Raw genomic sequence first — 18,917 nt, 5'->3', positions numbered from 1 at the left:
CGCAGGGGCGTAAACCCGGGCGACCACGTCCGATTTGCGACGTTTGAGCGGGCCTCCGGCGGGTATCGCCCCGGTATGAAGGCAATCACGTGGCACGGTAAGCGCGACGTCCGGGTAGAGCGGGTGCCCGATCCGAAGATCGAAGAGAGCACCGATGCGATCATCGAGGTGACCTCGACCAACATCTGCGGTTCGGATCTGCATCTCTATGAGGTGCTGGGAGCGTTCATGAACCCGGGCGACATCCTCGGCCACGAGCCCATGGGCATCGTGCGCGAAGTTGGTTCCGGTGTCAGCAATTTGGCAGTGGGGGACCGGGTGGTGATCCCGTTCCAGATTTCGTGCGGCAGCTGCTTCATGTGTGATCACGAGCTGTACACCCAGTGTGAGACCACCCAGGTCCGTGAACAGGGCATAGGTGCAGCACTTTTCGGTTACTCGGAGCTCTATGGCAGCGTGCCGGGCGGGCAGGCGGAGCTGTTGCGAGTACCGCAGGCCCAGTTCACCCACATCAAGGTGCCCGACGGCCCACCCGACTCCCGCTTCGTCTACCTCTCCGATGTACTGCCCACCGCCTGGCAGGCGGTGGCCTACGCAGACATCCCCGACGGCGGATCGGTCACCGTACTGGGGCTGGGCCCCATCGGTGACATGGCCGCCCGCATCGCCGCCCATCTCGGCTATGAGGTCATCGCGGTCGACCGGGTACCCGAGCGCCTCAAGCGGGCGCAGGACCGCGGAATACGCACCATCGACCTCGGCATCCAGGAGAACCCCATCGGGGATGTCATCCGCGAGCTGACCGGCGGCCGCGGCACCGATTCGGTGATCGACGCGGTCGGCATGGAAGCCCACGGATCACCGGTCACCAAGACGGCACAGCAACTCACCGGGTTGCTCCCGGATTTTCTGGCCAAGCCGTTCATGGAAAAGGCGGGGCTGGATCGCCTCGACGCGCTGTACTCGGCCATCGATATCGTGCGGCGCGGCGGCACAATATCCCTGATCGGTGTCTACGGTGGGATGGCGGACCCCTTGCCGATGCTCACCCTGTTCGACAAGCAGGTGCAGATCCGGATGGGCCAGGCGAACGTCAAGAAGTGGGTGCCCGACATCCTGCCCCTGCTGACCGATGAGGACCCGCTCGGGGTGGACGGCTTCGCCACCCACACGCTGCCTCTGGACGAGGCGCCGCTCGCCTATGACATCTTCCAGCGCAAGGCCGATGGAGCGGTGAAGATCGTCCTCACCCCGTAGCGCTGAGCTGGGGGTTCTGTAGCCGTCGCCCGACGCGGGTACCGTGACGAATGTCCGGGGGGTCGATGTCGATGACGTCTACGAATTCGAGGACAACTTGGTACGTGATCTGGGACACGCCAATGGAATTGACCACAAACAATCGGTGCGCCGCAGAACACTTCTCAAACTTCCGCTCCTTGCGCCGCCTGCCGTCGCCGCGCTGTCATTGACCAACGCACCGCGGGCGTCCGCCGCGCCGGGCCGCTGGTCCAATGACCGCGCGCATCGCTGGTTCCGCGGGCAGGGGTGGCTGGTCGGCGCGAACTACATCACGTCGAACGCGGTCAATCAGCTGGAGATGTTTCAGCAGGGTACCTTCGACCCGCAGCGCATCGACGGCGAGCTGCGGATGGCACGATCCATGGGACTGAACACCGTGCGGGTCTTCCTGCACGATCAACTGTGGACCCAGGACCGCGTCGGTTTTCAGCGGCGGCTCGCGCACTTCGTCGACATCGCGGCGCGGCATGACATCAAACCGCTGCTCGTGCTTTTCGATTCGTGCTGGGATCCGCTGCCCAGAAGCGGCCTGCAGCGTGCGCCCCGGCCGGGCATCCACAACTCCGGGTGGGTGCAGAGCCCGGGCGCCGAGCGGCTCGACGACCGGCGCTACCGCCAGGTCCTCCAGGAATACGTGGTGCGCATCCTGACCCAGTTCCGCAACGACCAACGCGTCCTGGGCTGGGACCTGTGGAACGAACCCGACAATCCGGCGGCGGTCTACAAGGCGGTGGAGCGTGACGACAAACCCCAACTCGTCGCCGACCTGTTGCCTCAGGTCTTTCGCTGGGCGCGGACGGTGGACCCGGTCCAGCCGTTGACCACCGGTGTCTGGGAGGGGGAATGGAGGGATGCGTCGCGGCGCAGTGAGATGGCGAGCATTCAGCTCGATCTCGCCGACGTGCTCTCCTTCCACAGCTACGACAACCCGGCCGGCTTCGAGGCCCGCGTCGACGAACTCCAGCCGTGGGGTCGGCCCATCATGTGCACCGAGTACCTGGCCCGCACCGAGGGAAGCACCATCGAAGGGGTGCTACCGGTGGCCAAACGTCGTCACGTCGGCGCCTACACGTGGGGTCTGTTCGCCGGCAAGACGCAGACCTGGCTGCCGTGGGATTCTTGGGACAAGCCCTACCTGAAGCCCCCGAAGGAGTGGTTCCACGATCTGGCGTTCGCCGACGGGCGGCCCTACCGGCCGCACGAGGTCGACATGATCAGGAGGCTGACTGGATCTGGATGAGGTTGCCGCAGGTGTCATCGAACACCGCGGTCACCACCGGACCCATCTCGGTGGGCTGCTGGGTGAACCGCACGCCCAGCCCGCTCAGTCGATCGAATTCGGCGCGCACATCGTCGACCTCGAAGGCAGTGAACGGGATTCCGTCCTGCACCAAGGCGTCCTTGAATGGTTTTGCCGCCGGATGACCGTCGGGTTCCAGCACCAGCTCGGTGCCTTCGGGGCTGTCGGGGGACACCACGGTGATCCAGCGCGCCTCCCCCATCGGGATGTCGTGCTTGGGTCGGAAGCCGAGCGTCTCGGTATAGAAGCGCAGCGCCTTGTCCTGGTCATCGACCATCACGCTGGTCAGGCTGATTCGCATGGTGTTGCCTTCCCGGGCTGCTTGAGCCATCGTGCGATGGCGGGTTCCAGCGGCGCGGTGTCGATGTGGTGGAACTTGTACCGTCCCTCGCGCCGCGTCTGCACAAGACCGGCCGATTCGAGCACGTCCAGGTGCTGCGAGATCGCCTGCCGCGATGAGTTCAGCCCGTGCCTGGTCGTGAGCCGGCCGCAGATCTCGAAGAGTGTCTGTCCATCGCGTTCGGTGAGCTCATCGAGGATGGTGCGGCGCGTGGCATCTGCCAGCGCTTTGAAGACATCACCCACTGGCGCCACGATAGGCAAGTGAACTCTTGCCTGTCAATGCTGGAGGGCGGTCGTCCGGCTCTCAGTCCAGCAGACCGGCATCGACCAACCTGATGACCGCAGCACCCTCTTCATCGGAGGCCTCCAAGTCGACTTCGGCCACGAACGCCCAGTCGTGATCACCGGCGGGGTCGTCCAAGATCTGGCGCACCCGCCATACGCCGGGATCCCGATCGATGATCAGCAGTGCCGGACCCCGCGCGTCGGCCCCGATACCCACATCGTCGTGTTCGGCGAAGTAGTCCTCGCCGATCTCCTGCCAGCGTTCGGACGTCCACCCTGAGGCAGCGTCCAATTCGCCCAGGTCGTACCAGCGCCGGCGGGCGAACAACTCCACCCTGCGGAAGAGTGCGTTGCGCACCATGGCCATGAAGGCCCGCTCGTTACCGGTCAGGGGGCGCGGACGGGCCGGTACCGCCACCGGGACATCGTGTGGCTGGTCGGGGCTGGTCAGCTGCTCCCACTCGTCGAGCAGACTCGAATCAACCTGCCGCACAAGCTCACCGATCCACTCGACGATATCGTTGAGTTCCTCGGTGCGGGCCGCGGCGGGCACCCCCGAGCGCAGCGCCTTGAACGCGTCGGACAGGTAGCGCAGCACCGCGCCTTCGGAGCGGGTCAGGCCGTACTGGCTGACGTACTCGCGGAAGGTCATGGCGCGCTCCCACATCTCGCGCACCACCGATTTCGGTGACAGCTGCCCGTCCGCCGCCCACGGGTTGGTCTGCAGATACACCGCGAACGCGTGACCGAGCAGTTCCTGCAGCGGTTTGGGGTAGGTCACCTCGTCGAGCAGTTCCATCCGCTCGTCGTACTCGATGCCCTCGGCCTTCATCGCCGCCACGGCCTCGCCGCGGGCCTTCTTCAGCTGGGCGGCCATGATCTGCCGGGGATCCTCCAGCGTCGCCTCGATGACCGAAACCACGTCCAGGGCATAGGTTTCCGATGTGGTGTCGAGGGTGTCGACGGCGGCCAGCGCGAATGTGGACAGCGGCTGGTTCAGGGCGAAATCCCGCGGTAGATCCACCGTCAGTTGGTAACGCCGTCCGTCGGCCTCCGGCTCGGACAACCGCTCCAGCACGCCGGCCTGCAGCAGCGAGCGGGCGATGCCGACCGCCTCGCGGATCAGCCGGAGCTGTTTCTTGCGAGGCTCGTGATTCTCGGTGAGCAGCCGCCGCATGGCGATGAAGGGGTCGCCCGGCCGGTCGACGACGTCGAGGATCATCGCCGTGGTCACCTTCATGTTGCTGTGCAGCGGCTCCGGGGTTGCCTCGACCAACCGGGTCATGGTCTTCTCGCTCCAGGGCACCATGCCCTCGGGAACCTTGCGCCGCACCAGTTTCCGCCGCTTCTTCGGATCGTCGGCCACCTTGGCGAACTGCTTGAGATTCTCCACCTCATGGTCGGGGGCCTGCACCACCACGGTGCCTGCGGTGTCATACCCGGCCCGCCCGGCCCGTCCGGCGATCTGATGGAACTCACGGGCATTGAGCAGACGGGTCCGGACGCCGTCGTACTTGGACAGCGCCGAGAACACCACGGTGCGAATCGGCACGTTGATGCCGACGCCGAGGGTGTCGGTGCCGCAGATGACCTTCAGCAGGCCGGCCTGGGCGAGCTGCTCGACGAGCCGCCGGTACTTGGGCAGCATCCCGGCGTGGTGTACGCCGATGCCGTGGCGGACCAGCCGTGACAGGGTGGCGCCGAAGGCCGTGGAGAAGCGGAAGGAACCGATCATGTCGGCGATCGCGGCCTTCTCCTCCTTGGTGCTGACGTTCACACTCATCAGGGCCTGGGCCCGTTCCAGCGCGGAGGCCTGAGTGAAGTGCACGACGTAGATCGGTGCCTGCCTGGTGTTCAGCAGATCGCCGATCGTCTCGTGCATGGCGGTGGTGGCGTAGGAGTAGAACAGCGGCACCGGCCGTTCGGCGCCGGTCACCAGCGCGGTCTCCCGACCGGTCCGGCGGGTCAGATCCGCACGGAGGAACGTCACGTCGCCGAGCGTGGCCGACATCAACAGGAACTGGGCGCGGGGCAGTTCGAGCAGCGGCACCTGCCAGGCCCAGCCGCGGTCCGGGTCGCCGTAGAAGTGGAACTCGTCCATGACCACCAGGCCGATATCGGCGTCCGCGCCTTCGCGCAGCGCGATGTTGGCGAGGATCTCGGCGGTGCAGGCGATGATCGGCGCGTCGGCGTTCACCGCGGCATCTCCGGTGAGCATGCCGACGTTGGCGGCGCCGAACACCTCGCACAGCGCGAAGAACTTCTCGCTGACCAGCGCCTTGATCGGCGCGGTGTAGAAGCTGGTGCGGTCCGCTCCGAGCGCCGCGTAGATGGCGCCGGTGGCCACCAGTGATTTCCCGGAGCCGGTGGGCGTGGCGAGGATGACGTTGGCCCCACTGACCAGCTCGATCAGCGCCTCTTCCTGCGCCGGGTAGAGCACCGTGCCGCCGGCGGCCGCCCATTCGCCGAACGCGGTCAACAACCCGTCGGGGTCGGACCCGACAGCGGGGAGAGGTAAGGCGTCCATGGTGACCTTCAGCCTGCCCGACGCCGCGGGTGCATGCCACGGCGGGCAGTATCAACTACTTGTCATTCACCCCGCGCGGCGATACCGTCGTGGCATGGCGCGTTTCCCGAAACCGGCAGAGGGCAGTTGGACCGAGCACTACCCGGAGCTGGGCACCGGCCCGGTCTCCTACGAGGATTCGATCAACCCGGAGATCTACGAACTGGAACGTCAGGCGATCTTCAAACGGGCCTGGCTGAATGTCGGGCGGGTCGAGTTGCTGCCACGCAAGGGCAGCTACTTCACCAAGGAGGTGAAGGCCGCCAACACCTCGATCATCCTGTGCCGCACCACGAAAGGTGAGGTCAAGGCCTACCACAACGTCTGCAGGCACCGCGGTAACAAGCTCGTCTGGAATGACAAGCCACTGGAGGAAACCAGTGGGACCTGCCGGCAGTTCATCTGCAAGTACCACGCCTGGCGGTATGACCTGGAAGGCACACTGACCTACGTCCAGCAGGAGGAGGAATTCTTCGATCTGGACAAGGAGAGCTACGGCCTGGTGCCGGTGCATTGCGAAGTGTGGGAAGGCTTCATCTTCGTCAACTTCGCCGCTGAGCCGGCACAGACGCTGACCGACTTCCTCGGCCCGATGATCACCGATCTGGCCGGCTACCCGTTCGACAAGATGACCTCGCGGTTCACCTATCGCTCCGAGGTGAAGGCCAACTGGAAGCTCTACATGGACGCCTTCCAGGAGTTCTATCACGCACCGGTGCTGCATGCGAACCAGACACCCACCGCGTACTCCAAGGCCGCCGCACAAGCCGGGTTCGAGGCGCCGCACTACCGCATCGATGGACCGCACCGTCTGGTGAGCACGTCCGGTGTGCGGCCCTGGGAGATGGCCGACGAATTGCGCAAGCCGATCGAGGACATCTGCAAGAGCGGGCTGTTCGGGCCGTGGGACGCTCCCGATCTCGGTGCGATGCCGGTGGGCCTGAATCCTGCCAAATGCGAACCGTGGGGCCTGGATTCGTTCCAGTTGTTCCCCAACTTCGTCATCCTGTTCTGGGGTCAGGGTTGGTACCTGACCTATCACTACTGGCCGACTTCGTACAACACCCACACCTTCGAGTGCACGCTGTACTTCCCGCAGCCACGCACGCCGCGGGAACGTCTGGGCCAGGAACTGGCGGCGGCGACGTTCAAGGAATACGGGCTCCAAGATGCCAACACCCTGGAGGCGACCCAGACCAGCATCGAATCCCGTGCGGTGGAGGAGTTCCTGTACTGCGATCAGGAGATACTGCTGCGGCACCTGCACAAGGAGACCGCATCGTGGATCGACGCCTACCAGCGGGAGAGTGAGCACCGTGCTACCAGTGGAATTCGCTGATCTGGAACAGTTCTCGGACTGGTGCCTGGCCACCGAGGCGCAGCGCTACAGCAAGCGGTTGGGCAGCTCCATGGTCGAGATGCAGCCCTTCTACGACGCGATCACCGCGCGTGCCGAGGAGGCCATCTCCTACTGCGACAAGTTCAGCCTCGACGATATGCCCGAGGATGTACTCAACTTGATGCGCATGTTGTATTCCATGGTGACGGTGTCGTTCCCGGTGGAGTGCTGGAAGCAGCCCCGGGTGCCGGATTCCGGTGCCACCCGGCTGGACTGTGTGTACGAGCCCGTCCCATGAGTGTGACCGTGCTGCGCGCGGCCCGCTGGGCCGATGTCGTCTCCGGTGAGATCCACGCGCCGGCAGTGGTGGTGATCGAGGGTAACCGCATCACCGACGTCAATCCCGAAGGCCCGCTGCCGGATTCGGCAACCGAGATCGATCTGGGCGACGTGACGTTGTTGCCGGGGCTGATGGACATGGAGCTGAACCTACTCATCGGGGGACCCGGAAGCCCCGAGGGTCTGCCGACACCCATGCACGGCGTGCAGGACGACCCGGCGTATCGCACCCTGCGCGGCGCGGTCAATGCGGCCACCACGTTGAACGCGGGGTTCACCACGGTCCGCAATCTGGGCCTCATGGTGAAGACCGGTGGCTATCTGCTCGACGTCGCCTTGCAGCGGGCCATCGACCAGGGCTGGCACCCCGGCCCGCGCATCTGGCCGGCCGGACATGCCGTCACACCCTATGGCGGGCACCTCGATCCGACCGTGTTTCAGCGACTCGCGCCGGGTGTGATGCCGCTGTCGGTGGCCGAGGGCATCGCCAACGGCGTGCCGGACGTCATCGCCTGCGTGCGCTACCAGATCAGGCACGGCGCAAAGCTGATCAAGGTGTCCGCCTCCGGTGGGGTGATGTCGCACAGCACATCGCCGGGTGCGCAACAGTACTCGGATGCCGAGTTCGAAGCCATCGCGGACGAGGCACACCGAGCCGGTGTCCGAGTGGCCGCGCATGCGGTGGGCGACAAAGCAATTCAGGCGTGTATCCGCGCCGGCATCGACTGTATCGAACACGGGTTCCTCGCCAGCGACGAGACGATCCAGATGATGGTCGACCACGGGACTTTTCTGGTGTCGACGACCTACCTCACCGACGCGATGGCGATCGACCGCATCGCGCCGGAGTTGCGCAAGAAGGCCCTTGAGGTGTTCCCGCAGGCGAAGGCGATGCTGCCCAAGGCGATCGCCGCCGGGGTGCGCATCGCGTGCGGCACCGACGCGCCGGCGATCCCGCACGGTCAGAATGCCAAGGAACTCGGTGCGCTGGTGGAACGCGGCATGACCCCGATGCAGGCGATCAGGGCGGCGACCGTGGTCAGCGCCGAACTCATCGACGCCGAGCACGAACTGGGACGGCTCGCCGCGGGCTACCTGGCCGATATCATCGCGGTACCGGGCGACGTGTCCCGGGATATCGCGGCCACGCTGGACGTCCGGTTCGTCATGAAGGACGGTGTGGTGGTCCGGAGCTAGAGGGTGGAGCGGATCATGGGGATCAGATGAGCATCGAACTCACCGACAACATCCTTTGGCTGCTCAAGCAGGCCTTCTACTTCTCGCTCACCTCCGTGAACGACGCGGTCAAGCCGCACGGTGTCAGCACTGCGCAGATCGGCGTGCTGCGTCAGCTCACCAACCAGCCCGGCCTGTCGGGGGCCGAACTCGCGCGCCGGCTCTTGATCACCCCGCAGGGCGTGCAGCTGGCGCTCACCGCTCTGGAGAAGCGCGGCCTCGTGGAGCGCAAGCAGGATCCCCAACACGGTCGCATCCTGCAGGTGTTCCTGTCCGATGAGGGGCGTGCGGTCGCCGCGGCGGTGGTCAGCGACGCCGTCGAGGCGCACGACAAGGTGTTCGGCGTGCTCAACCGCGAGGAGCAGGAACAGCTGCGTGCGCTACTCGGGAAAGTGGTGGAGCAGGGCACCGGTCACACCCTGTACGCCGATCACGTCGATCCCGATGTCTAGTACTTGAGATCTATGACAAGTACTTGATAACCTGGTCGGGATGATCTCCCCGACCGAAGCTGCCGCCGAGACCGCTGACGCGGACGGTTTCACGTCGCTGCGGGTCAAGGAGGTGGTGCGGGAGACCGACGATGCGATCTCGATCGTCTTCGATGTACCCCCACAGCTGGCCGAGCACTTCGCCTATCGCGCCGGGCAGTACCTCGCGCTCCGCGTCGAGGTGGGCGGGCAGGAGTACCGCCGCTGCTATTCCATGTCGTCCTCACCGGTGAAGCACCAGGATCTTCGGGTCACGGTCAAGCGTGACCGTGACGGTGTGGTGTCCAACTGGCTCAATGACCATGCCTCACCGGGAGATCGGATCAGTGTCGCGGCACCCGAAGGTCGCTTCGTCCGCTCCGGCAACGGGCGTGAGCTGGTGGCGTTCGCCGGCGGAAGCGGTATCACGCCGGTGTTCTCGCTGATTCAGACCGAGTTGGCGGAGTCCGCCGGCCGGGCGCGGTTGTTGTACGCCAATCGTGAGGTGAAGTCGGTCATCTTCCGGGAGGCCCTCGACGGCCTCGTCGACGAGCACGGTGACCGCTTCGGACTTCAGCACCACCTCGACGTCGAGCAGGGTGTGGTGACCGCGGACAAGATCGCCGCCTTCATCGCCGAGACCGGCACCGACGCGGACTGTTTCATCTGCGGCCCTGGCCCCTTCATGGATACCGTCGAGCAGGCACTGCTGGCCGCCGGCGTCCCGGCGGAGCAGGTGCATCTGGAGCGTTTCACTGTGGCGCCGGTACCGACCGCGTCGCCCGGCGCCCCGGTGACCGAGACCGTGACGATCGAACTGGACCGGGAAACGGTCACCGTGGACTATCGCGCCGGGCACACCTTGTTGCAGATGGCCCGGATGGCCGGACTCAAGGCGCCCTCATCCTGCGAAACAGGTTCGTGCGGGACGTGTATCGCGCAGGTGACCGAGGGCGAGGCCCGGCTGCTGAACAACGATGCCCTCGACGAGGACGAAGTCGCCGAGGGTCTGGTGGTCACCTGCCAGGCGATCCCCACCAGTCCGACCATTCGGTTCGTCTATGAGTGACAACAGGAGGATGCGATGAGTCGCGTTGCAGTGGTGACCGGCGGAGCATCCGGGATGGGTGAGGCCACCTGTCACGAGCTGGGCAGGCGCGGCCACCAGGTCGCCGTCTTCGATGTGAATGCGCGAGCGGCCCAACGTGTCACCGAAGAGCTGCGTGCCGAGGGAATCACCGCGGTGGCCGTGGCCGGTGACGTCTCCGACCGGGCCGCCGTCGACGACGCCTACGCCAAGATCCGCAGTGAACTGGGCCCGATCGAGATCCTGGTCACCAGTGCGGGGCTGTTCGGATTTGCGCCGTTCGAGGAGATCACTGCCGATTCGTGGACGCGGATCATCGAGGTGAACCTCACCGGCACGTTCCACTGTTGTCAGGCCGCGCTGCCGGACATGGTGGCGGCCAGCTGGGGTCGCATCGTGATGATCTCGTCGTCGAGCGCACAGCGGGGTTCGCCGTTCGCCGCTCACTATGCGGCCTCGAAGGGCGCGCTGCTGACGCTGACCAAGTCGTTGGCCCGCGAGTACGCAGCCCGCGGCATCACGGTCAACAACATCCCCCCTTCGGGCATCGAAACCCCCATGCAGCATGCGGGTCAGGCCGCCGGATACCTCAAGAGCAACGAGGAGATCGCGGCGAACATCCCGGTCGGCCACCTCGGCACCGGGGACGATATCGCCGCGGCGGTGGCCTTCCTGTGCTCCGAGGAGGCCAAGTTCATCACCGGCCAGACGCTCGGTGTCAACGGTGGAGCAGTGATGTGATGAGGAGGAGATTCGCATGACGCAATGGCCGAAACCGGTTGAAGGATCCTGGACCGAGCACTACCCGGAACTCGGGACCGGACCGATATCGTTCAGGGACTCCACGTCGCCCGAGTTCTACGAGCTGGAGAAGGAAGCCGTCTTCAAACGGGCCTGGCTGAACCTGGCCCGCGTCGAAGAGCTGCCGCGGGCGGGCAGTTTCCTCGCCAAGGAGATCGAGGTCGTCAACGCGTCGCTGATCCTGGTGCGCGGCGAGGATGACACGGTGCGGGCCTTCCACAACGTATGCCGGCATCGGGGCAACCGGCTGGTCGGTGAAAAGTCCGGTCAGAGCACGGAATTGATCTGCGCGCAGTGCGGTTGGCGATACTCCCTGGACGGCACCCTGGTGCACGTACCCAACCCCGAGGCGTTCGTCGACTTCGACACCGAGGACTACGGACTGCTCAAGGTGCACTGCGACGTGTGGGCCGGATTCATCTTCGTCAATCTGGATGTCGAACCCCGGCAGAGCCTGCGGGAGTTTTTGGGCCCCATGGTCACCGGGCTTGACGACTACCCCTTCGGGAAGCTGACCGAGACCTACGAATGGGTTGCCCACAACAACAGCAACTGGAAGATCTTCGCCGACGCCTTCCAGGAGTACTACCACGTGCCGTCCCTGCACACCCAGCAGGTTCCCGCCGAAGTGCGTAATCCCAGTGCCGGCTTCACCTGCGGGCACTTCCAACTCGACGGACCGCACCGACTGGTCTCCACGGCCGGGACGCGGCGCTGGCTGCTCGCCGACGAGTACATGTACCCGATCGAGCGGGCCACCCAGAGCGGATTGGTGGGGCCTTGGCGCACACCGGATATCGGCGAGCTACCCGCCGGCCTCAATCCCGGTGGTATCCAACCCTGGGGCATCAGCAATTTTCAGATCTTCCCCAACCTGGAGATCCTGATCTATGGCGGCTGGTACCTGCTCTACCGGTACTGGCCGACCTCGCACAACACCCACCGCTTCGAGGCCTTCACCTATTTCCACCCGGCGCGGTCGGTGCGCGAACGCATCGAGCACGAAGTCGCCGCGGTGGTGCTCAAGGAGTTCGCGCTGCAGGATGCGGGCATGCTGGGCGGGACCCAGGCGGCGTTGGAGTACGACGTCATCGATGAGTTCCCGGTCAACGATCAGGAGATTCTGGTTCGCCACCTGCACAAGGTGGCCGTTGACTGGGTCGAGCGGTACCAGCGCGACTCCGAGCCGGCGAGGGTCTGACCATGGCGAACAAGCAGCTACCGGCCCAATTCGAAGAGCTGGAACCCTTCACCGAAACCTGGTGTCTGGCAACCGAGACGGAGCGTTGGGAGCAGCGGCTGTCGAGCTCCATGCCGACGATGCAGGAGTTCTACGATGCGTTCTTCCCGCGACTGGAAGAGGCCATCGACTACTGCGACAAGTTCCCCCTCGACGATCTGCCCGAGGATGCGACCAATCTGCTGCACCTCATCTACTCCCTGGTGATGGTTGCCATGGCGATCGAGATCATGCACCAACCCGCCCCTGTGGACGCCGCTGACGCGGTGATGATCCGCACCGGCGAACCCACACCCTGAGAGAGGACGCACCATGAGTGTGCTCACCATCAACAAGCTCACCGCTTCGGTGGGAGCCGAAGTAAGCGGTGTCGACCCGGATCGGTTGGCCACCGATGACGGTCTGGCATCGGCGGTGCTGGATGCGTTGGAGGACAACGGGGTCTTGGTCTTCCACAATCTGCATCTCGACGAGGATCCGCAGGCGCAGGTGGCGTTCTGCGAGCGCCTCGGCGAGATCGACCGGACCGCAGATGGCCATCACCCGGTGTCGGGCATCTATCCGATCACGCTGGACAAGAGCAAGAACAAGGCGGCCGAGTACCTGAAGGCGACCTTCGATTGGCATATCGACGGGTGCACGCCGACAGCCGGTGAGTGCCCGCAGAAGGCCACGGTGCTGTCGGCTATCCAGGTTGCCGCCCGCGGCGGGGAGACGGAATTCGCGAACTCCTATGCTGCCTACGAGACGCTCAGCGACGGCGAGAAGGAGCGGTACGCCGCGCTGCGTGTCGTGCATTCCCTGGAGGCCTCGCAGCGCCGGGTGTATCCCGATCCCACGCCGGAGCAGGTGCAGCGGTGGAAATCTCGCCCCACACACGAGAATCCGTTGATCTGGACGCACCGCAGCGGCCGTAAGTCACTGGTGCTCGGCGCGTCCGCGGACTACATCGTGGGCATGGATCGCGATGAGGGCCGCGCGCTGCTCACCGAGTTGCTGGAGCATTCCACGACGCCCGACAAGGTGTACAGCCACAAATGGTCGGTGGGCGACACGGTGATCTGGGACAACCAGGGCGTGCTGCACCGTGCCGCGCCGTACGAGCCGAACTCCCCCCGAGAGATGTTGCGCACCACGGTGCTCGGGGACGAACCCATCGTTTAGAAGGGTGCGGGTTCGTCGTGGGCGGCGAGCCAGGCCTGGTGGTCCTGTTCTTGTTGGTGCAGACGTCGATGGTTGGCGTGGCGCTCGGCGGTGACGCGTCGGCGGGTGTCCTCGTGGCGCGGCCGTTCGCGGGCGGGCATCTTCATGCACCGTTGGGCGAGGGTCGGCACGATAGCCTGCAGGGTGGGTTCGCCGGTGGGGTCTCCGAGACCGGCGAACCATTGTGCGCCTTCGGGTTCGGTGGTGTACACATGACCGGTCGGCGAGGTCCATACGACGGTGCCGTTGGCCAGCTGCACGTCGTTCCAGCCGTCGAAGAACGTCTTCAGAAGATGATGCGTTCGGCATAGGCATTTGAGGTTCGACGGATGGGTGGGACCGGCGGGCCAGGCCACGGTGTGGTCGATATCGGTGTCCCAGGCCGGGACGTCGCAGCCGGGGAAGCGGCAGGTGAGATCGCGGGAGCGGATGAATTCGGCGAGCTTGGCGGACGGGAATCGGCCCTGCTCCACGGTGACGGGACCGGGGTCGACCTCGCGCACAGTGGCGTGTTCGACGGCGGCCGCGAGGGCTTCGGCGTCGATCTGGTCGAGGCTGCCCGTCAGGGCGGTGGTGCCGGCACGGTCGGCGATGAGGTGCACCCCCCGACCTCGCGGTCGCGACGGATCTGTTCGCGGATGCGCACCGCTTCGGGATCTTGCGCGGCGATGACGGCGTTGATCCGGGCCTCGATCTTCGGTTCGGACAGCCGTGCCCATTTCGGCGCTCTCTCGGCCAACCGGTCATCGACACGTTCCAGCACGTCCCCATCGACGATCAGCTCGGTGCGCCACACGATGGCTGCGAGCATGCGGTAGTCCAACCAGCCGCTCTTCGCGGTGCGCAGGACCCGTGGGAGCTTCGTATACAGAGCGATTGCCATCTTGACCTGAGCGGCGGCCCGACAGCGGCTTACCCCCAGTGCGGTGGCGACTTCAGCCACCAGGCTGGTGTGCCCGTCGATGGCCCAGCACAGCTTCTCGGTGTCGTCGTCCGGAGCGCGCGCCTCGTAGAGTTGGCCGATCGCGAACAACCGGCGGGCTCCGCAGGCGTTTTCCTCGCGGGCTTCGGCGCCGATATTGTCGACCGCCAGGGCCGCGCGACGTTCCTCTTCTTCGTATGCCAGTTCTTCGTCCACCATGATTCGAACACTAGTGCGACAGACTGACATGTTCTGGGGCGCCGAGACGTGGTGGCGCCGTCCCCGTCGATTAGTGCGACTAACCGAAAGGGGTTGCGGGGGAGAGATTTTGGTAGGTCACCTAATCGACGACGACTACGTCCGCGCCGGCCCGCCCCGGATCGTGAACGACCCGGCGTCATCGATGGCGTCGATCTCCGCGGCGAAGGCCTCCGCGGTCGGAGCCTCCAGATCCACACCGGCCGTCTCGGCGATGAACACCCGCGACACGTGCTTGCCCCCGACCCGGTAGATGTTGGCGGTCCGCTCGCAACTCTCGTGGGCCAGGTACACGACCACGGGGGTGACGTCCTCGGGATCGAGATCCTTCACCAACTCGGTCATGGTGTTCTCCGTCATCCGCGTCCTGGCGATGGGGGAGATGGCGTTGACCCGAATGTTGTTGCGCTGCCCTTCGATCGCCAGCACATTCATCAACCCGACCAGACCGGTCTTGGCCGCCCCGTAGTTCGACTGCCCGAACGTGCCGAACAGGCCGGACCCGGAGGTGGTCATGACGATGCGTCCGTAGTCCTGCTCCCGGAACACCGGCCATACGGCGCGGGTGACATTGAAGGCGCCCCGCAGGTGCACATCGAGGACGGCATCCACCTGATCGGCGGTCATGTTCTTGAACGCGGCGTCCCGCAGGATGCCGGCATTATTGATCAGCACATCCACCCGGCCGAAGGCCTCGGTCGCGGTGCCGATGATGGCTTTGCCGCCCTCATCGGTGGCCACCGAATCGGTGTTCGCGACCGCCGAGCCGCCGGCGGAGGTGATCTCGTCGACCACGGCCTGCGCCGCCGACGTCGCCGGCCCGGTGCCGTCCACCGCCGCGCCTACGTCGTTGACCACCACATGGGCACCGCGGCGGGCGAACTCCAGCGCGTGACAACGCCCGAGGCCGCCGCCAGCACCGGTCACGACGACAACCCGACCATCGAAATTCAAGGGGGACAAACGATCACGCTCCTGCCGCGACGGCGATTGATTTGGTATCGAGGTAGCCTTCCAGACCCTCGCGGCCGAGCTCGCGGCCGTACCCACTGTCCTTGACGCCACCGAACGGTGCGAAGGGGTCCATCGTGTAGCCCTGGTTGACGCCGAAGGTGCCGGTTTTGATCTGCGCGGCGATGCCCAGCCCACGGTCGGTGTCCGCCGTCCACACCGAGCCCGCGAGGCCGTAGCCGGAGTCGTTGGACAGTGCCACGGCCTCCTGTTCGTCGCGGTAGCCGATGACCGTCAGGACCGGCCCGAAGATCTCCTCCTGCGCGATCCGCATCGAGTTCTGCGCATCGGCGAACAACGTCGGGCGCACATACCAGCCGCGGTCGATACCGGCGGGAGCGTCGGTGCCGCCGATGACCAGCCGAGCACCCTCATCCTGGCCGATCCGGATGTAGTCGAGCACCCGCTGCTGCTGACGCCGATTCACCAGCGGCCCGAGCTGGGTCTGCGGATCGGTCGGATCGCCGACGGTGATCGCGGCGATCTCCGCGGCGAGCGCGTCGACGAACTCCTGCTGCCGGGGCGCCGGCACGAGGATGCGGGTCAGCGCATTGCAGATCTGGCCGCTGTTGGACAGGCTGGCCGAGCGCACCCCGGCCGCGACCGTGGCGGGGTCGGCATCGTCGAGGATGATGGCCGCGGACTTGCCGCCGAGTTCCAGGCTCACCTTGGTGAGGTTGGCCGCACACGCGGCGGCGACCGCCTTGCCGACCGCGGTGGACCCGGTGAAGGAGACCTTGTCGACCCCGGGATGGCCGACCAGGTGCGCGCCCACGGTGTGGTCACCCGGCAGCACCGTCACCACCCCGGGCGGCAGTCCCACCTCCTCGAACAGCTTCACCAGAAAAAGCGCGTCCAATGAGGTTTCCGGCGCCGGCTTCACGATGACCGCGCACCCGGCCAGCAGCGCTGGCACCAGCTTGGCCATGGTCAGGAACTGCGGCATGTTCCACGGCACGATCGCGGCCACCACACCGACGGGTTCCTTGCGGACGTGGATATCGGCGCCGAAGAAGCCGGGCCGGACCTCCTGCCAGTCGTAACCCTGCGCGGTATCGCAGAACGCGCCGATCATCATCGACGGCAGGCCGACCTGGGCGCGCTGCGCGAAGGTGATCGGCGCGCCGATCTCGGCCGTGATCAGCTGGGCGATCTCCTTGCCGTGCGCGCGATAGACATCGGCGAACCGGCGCAGCACCTCGACACGCTCACCCGGTGGCATCCGTGGCCAGGGTCCGGAGTCGACGGCGGCGCGTGCCGCGCGCACGGCGGCGTCGATATCTGCGGGGGTGGAGATCGGGACCTCGGCGAGCAGTTCCTCGGTGTGCGGAGAAACCAGTTCGAGCACGCCAGCCCCCTCGGGTATCAACTACTTGGCATTGACGGCCCCGAGCATACGTCAGCCCAGTTTGATGGCCGACATGTACATCTCCACGATGGGCCGGTACAGGTCGACATCGTCGAGCTGGCTGCCGAGGACCACCGAATCGCTGGTCGCCACCAACACCTGAGCGAAGGTCAGCGGCGGGATGAGCAGCGTGGCGCCCAACCGTTCCATGCCTTCGCTGATGAACGTACTCAGCGCCTCGACGACTTCGGATCGTTTACCGGCGACCCGTTCCCGGGCCTCGGGGTTGCGCAGCAGGTAGAGGGTGAACTCGTGACCCAATGCGCTGTGTTCGGCCCCGCGGTCCAGGCTCAGCTGGCGCCACCGCGCCGCGATGGCGTCGAGTTCGGACGCGCCGACCTCGGTCGCCGAGGACAGCACCTCGGCGAAATTGTCGAAATACCGCCGCCAGTACCGGTCGCTGACCGCGAAGAACAGATCTTCCTTGGTGTCGAAGTGCTTGTAGATCGCGCCCTTCGTGTACCCGGCCGTCCGCGCGATGTCGTCGAGACTTGCCGGCGCGAAGCCCTTGTCCGCGAAGACTTCTTCGGCGGCGTCGAGCAGCAGGGAGCGGGTGCGCTCCAGGCGCTTCTCGCGCGTCCACTGCTCGACCATGCGGACCAGTCTGGCACAGAATCCAAGAAACCCTTGAGTTGCTCAGATACTCATGGGTATCTTGTCGTGGTGAGTACCGAATCGATCAGCGACGCAGCAATACCCAAGGAGCCAGGTCCGCGGACGTCGAACCGGGTCAAGGTTCTGGCGGGTATCGGCGCCGCCATCCTGGCCCTACAGCTGTACGTGTGGATCCGGTGGATCACCGGGCCCTATTTCGAGCGGGTGCCACAGGGGCCGAGCGAGCCTCCGCTCTACATGAAGATCCCGCTCATCGCGAATGCGGTGGTTCTCTGGCTCGCTTTGCCGTTCGCGCTCTATTACTTCTTCATCAAGCCATGGCGGCAAGAGCGCAGGATCACCCTGGACGGCATGCTGCTCATCTCGATGGGCCTGATGTTCTTCCAGGACCCGTTCCTGAACTACTTCAACACCTGGTGTACCTACAACACCTGGCTGTTCAACATGGGCTCGTGGGCGCCGTACCTGCCCGGCACGACGAATGTCGAGAAACCCGGTGCGATGGTCGCCGAGCCGCTGCTCACCAACGCCCCGGGTTATGCCTACGGGGTCCTGCTCATCACCATCATCGGCTGCGTGATCATGCGCAAGATCAAGGCCCGCTGGCCGAGCATCAGCAATTTCCGGCTGATCATGGTGACCTATGCGATCGCCTTCGTCTTCGATTTCGTCATGGAAGCCTTGGTCCTGCTGCCCACCGGGCTGTACACCTATCCCGGTGCCATCCAGGCGGTTTCGTTCAATGCCGGCACCTACTATCAGTGGCCGGTCTACGAAGGTCTGATGTGGGGCGCGGTGCAGACCGCATTGTGCTGTCTGCGCTACTTCACCGATGACCGCGGCCGCACCATCATGGAACGCGGATTGGACAGTGTGCGAGGCGGTTTCGTCCGGCAACAGTTCACCCGGTTCCTGGCCATCTTCGCCGGCGTCAGTGCCTGCTTCTTCTTCTTCTACAACGTGCCGGCGATCTACCTCGGCATGCACGCCGACCCCTGGCCAGAAGACCACCAGAAGCGTTCGTACTTCAACGGCGGGATCTGCGGTGAGGGCACCGACAAACCCTGTCCGCACCCGGACCTCCCGATGCACAAGAACGACTCCGGATACATCAACACCGACGGTGAACTCGTGCTGCCCGAGGGTGCGACCATGCCGCCGGTGGTTCCCTTCGAACGGCCCGGGCAGTGATCGAC

At 65.4% G+C, this 18,917-nt stretch carries 20 protein-coding genes; 12 read left to right on the top strand and 8 right to left on the bottom strand.

Annotation, left to right across the window (positions count from 1 at the left end; translation table 11 throughout):
* Positions 1 to 75: 75 nt before the first annotated feature.
* Positions 76 to 1,257 (top strand): zinc-dependent alcohol dehydrogenase, encoded by a 1,182-nt coding sequence (locus C6A86_RS28035; protein WP_105362836.1) that lies wholly within the window; start codon positions 76 to 78, stop codon positions 1,255 to 1,257.
* A gap of 145 nt (positions 1,258 to 1,402) precedes the next feature.
* Complete coding sequence (locus C6A86_RS28030) at positions 1,403 to 2,539, top strand: cellulase family glycosylhydrolase (RefSeq protein ID WP_105362851.1); 1,137 nt, start codon at positions 1,403 to 1,405, stop codon at positions 2,537 to 2,539.
* On the opposite strand, the gene C6A86_RS28025 is transcribed toward C6A86_RS28030, so the two are convergent.
* From C6A86_RS28025 to C6A86_RS28015, 3 genes are all read right to left on the bottom strand, one after another.
* A complete protein-coding gene (locus C6A86_RS28025; protein WP_105362835.1) occupies positions 2,514 to 2,900 on the bottom strand; it encodes a VOC family protein in 387 nt (128 codons plus the stop codon). The two genes, C6A86_RS28030 and C6A86_RS28025, sit on opposite strands and share 26 nt — an antisense overlap.
* Positions 2,885 to 3,184, bottom strand: coding sequence for a helix-turn-helix transcriptional regulator (locus tag C6A86_RS28020; protein WP_105362834.1), 300 nt, complete (start codon positions 3,182 to 3,184; stop codon positions 2,885 to 2,887). Before C6A86_RS28020 ends, C6A86_RS28025 begins: the two co-directional genes overlap by 16 nt.
* Positions 3,185 to 3,245: 61 nt before the next feature.
* Positions 3,246 to 5,753 carry an RNA helicase gene (locus C6A86_RS28015; RefSeq protein WP_105362833.1) on the bottom strand — a complete coding sequence of 836 codons (2,508 nt, stop codon included), beginning with the start codon at positions 5,751 to 5,753 and terminating at the stop codon, positions 3,246 to 3,248.
* Between the two features lie 94 nt (positions 5,754 to 5,847).
* Here C6A86_RS28015 and C6A86_RS28010 point away from each other — a divergent pair, with 94 nt between their 5' ends.
* The 9 genes from C6A86_RS28010 to C6A86_RS27970 are packed head-to-tail and all read left to right on the top strand — an operon-like array spanning position 5,848 to position 13,468.
* On the top strand, positions 5,848 to 7,131 hold the full coding sequence (locus C6A86_RS28010; protein WP_311100960.1) for an aromatic ring-hydroxylating dioxygenase subunit alpha: 1,284 nt from the start codon (positions 5,848 to 5,850) through the stop codon (positions 7,129 to 7,131).
* Complete coding sequence (locus tag C6A86_RS28005) at positions 7,100 to 7,429, top strand: hypothetical protein (protein ID WP_105361948.1); 330 nt, start codon at positions 7,100 to 7,102, stop codon at positions 7,427 to 7,429. The genes C6A86_RS28010 and C6A86_RS28005 overlap by 32 nt, the downstream gene beginning before the upstream one ends.
* On the top strand, positions 7,426 to 8,667 hold the full coding sequence (locus tag C6A86_RS28000) for an amidohydrolase family protein (protein WP_105361949.1): 1,242 nt from the start codon (positions 7,426 to 7,428) through the stop codon (positions 8,665 to 8,667). Before C6A86_RS28005 ends, C6A86_RS28000 begins: the two co-directional genes overlap by 4 nt.
* 32 nt (positions 8,668 to 8,699) lie before the next feature.
* Positions 8,700 to 9,158: a MarR family winged helix-turn-helix transcriptional regulator gene (locus tag C6A86_RS27995; RefSeq protein ID WP_105361957.1), complete on the top strand. Its 459-nt coding sequence runs from the start codon at positions 8,700 to 8,702 to the stop codon at positions 9,156 to 9,158.
* 40 nt (positions 9,159 to 9,198) lie between these two features.
* Positions 9,199 to 10,245: a ferredoxin--NADP reductase gene (locus C6A86_RS27990; RefSeq protein WP_105361950.1), complete on the top strand. Its 1,047-nt coding sequence runs from the start codon at positions 9,199 to 9,201 to the stop codon at positions 10,243 to 10,245.
* 15 nt (positions 10,246 to 10,260) lie between these two features.
* Complete coding sequence (locus C6A86_RS27985) at positions 10,261 to 11,004, top strand: SDR family NAD(P)-dependent oxidoreductase (RefSeq protein WP_105361951.1); 744 nt, start codon at positions 10,261 to 10,263, stop codon at positions 11,002 to 11,004.
* 16 nt (positions 11,005 to 11,020) lie between these two features.
* Positions 11,021 to 12,265: an aromatic ring-hydroxylating dioxygenase subunit alpha gene (locus C6A86_RS27980; protein WP_311100959.1), complete on the top strand. Its 1,245-nt coding sequence runs from the start codon at positions 11,021 to 11,023 to the stop codon at positions 12,263 to 12,265.
* Positions 12,262 to 12,603, top strand: a complete 342-nt coding sequence (locus C6A86_RS27975) for a hypothetical protein (RefSeq protein ID WP_199196065.1) — start codon at positions 12,262 to 12,264, stop codon at positions 12,601 to 12,603. The genes C6A86_RS27980 and C6A86_RS27975 overlap by 4 nt, the downstream gene beginning before the upstream one ends.
* A 13-nt stretch (positions 12,604 to 12,616) precedes the next feature.
* Positions 12,617 to 13,468, top strand: coding sequence for a TauD/TfdA family dioxygenase (locus C6A86_RS27970; RefSeq protein ID WP_105361954.1), 852 nt, complete (start codon positions 12,617 to 12,619; stop codon positions 13,466 to 13,468).
* On the opposite strand, the gene C6A86_RS27965 is transcribed toward C6A86_RS27970, so the two are convergent.
* The 5 genes from C6A86_RS27965 to C6A86_RS27945 all read right to left on the bottom strand — a co-directional run bounded on the left by C6A86_RS27965 (position 13,465) and on the right by C6A86_RS27945 (position 17,700).
* Positions 13,465 to 14,109, bottom strand: coding sequence for an HNH endonuclease signature motif containing protein (locus C6A86_RS27965; RefSeq protein WP_158263231.1), 645 nt, complete (start codon positions 14,107 to 14,109; stop codon positions 13,465 to 13,467). The genes C6A86_RS27970 and C6A86_RS27965 overlap by 4 nt on opposite strands.
* Complete coding sequence (locus tag C6A86_RS27960; protein WP_158263232.1) at positions 14,070 to 14,648, bottom strand: DUF222 domain-containing protein; 579 nt, start codon at positions 14,646 to 14,648, stop codon at positions 14,070 to 14,072. Before C6A86_RS27960 ends, C6A86_RS27965 begins: the two co-directional genes overlap by 40 nt.
* Positions 14,649 to 14,783: 135 nt before the next feature.
* Positions 14,784 to 15,641, bottom strand: a complete 858-nt coding sequence (locus C6A86_RS27955) for an SDR family NAD(P)-dependent oxidoreductase (protein ID WP_396834412.1) — start codon at positions 15,639 to 15,641, stop codon at positions 14,784 to 14,786.
* 13 nt (positions 15,642 to 15,654) lie between these two features.
* Entirely contained in the window at positions 15,655 to 17,046 is a 1,392-nt protein-coding gene (locus C6A86_RS27950; RefSeq protein ID WP_396834410.1) for an aldehyde dehydrogenase, read from the bottom strand.
* Positions 17,047 to 17,097: 51 nt separating this feature from the next.
* Complete coding sequence (locus tag C6A86_RS27945) at positions 17,098 to 17,700, bottom strand: TetR/AcrR family transcriptional regulator (RefSeq protein WP_105361394.1); 603 nt, start codon at positions 17,698 to 17,700, stop codon at positions 17,098 to 17,100.
* A 99-nt stretch (positions 17,701 to 17,799) separates the two neighbouring features.
* Between C6A86_RS27945 and C6A86_RS27940 the strand changes: the two genes are divergently transcribed.
* Positions 17,800 to 18,912: a spirocyclase AveC family protein gene (locus C6A86_RS27940; protein WP_396835413.1), complete on the top strand. Its 1,113-nt coding sequence runs from the start codon at positions 17,800 to 17,802 to the stop codon at positions 18,910 to 18,912.
* The last annotated feature ends 5 nt before the right edge of the window (positions 18,913 to 18,917 follow it).

The organism is Mycobacterium sp. ITM-2016-00316 (assembly GCF_002968335.2).
Classification (GTDB): Bacteria; Actinomycetota; Actinomycetes; order Mycobacteriales; family Mycobacteriaceae; genus Mycobacterium.
This window is presented reverse-complemented; position numbering and strand designations above follow the sequence as displayed.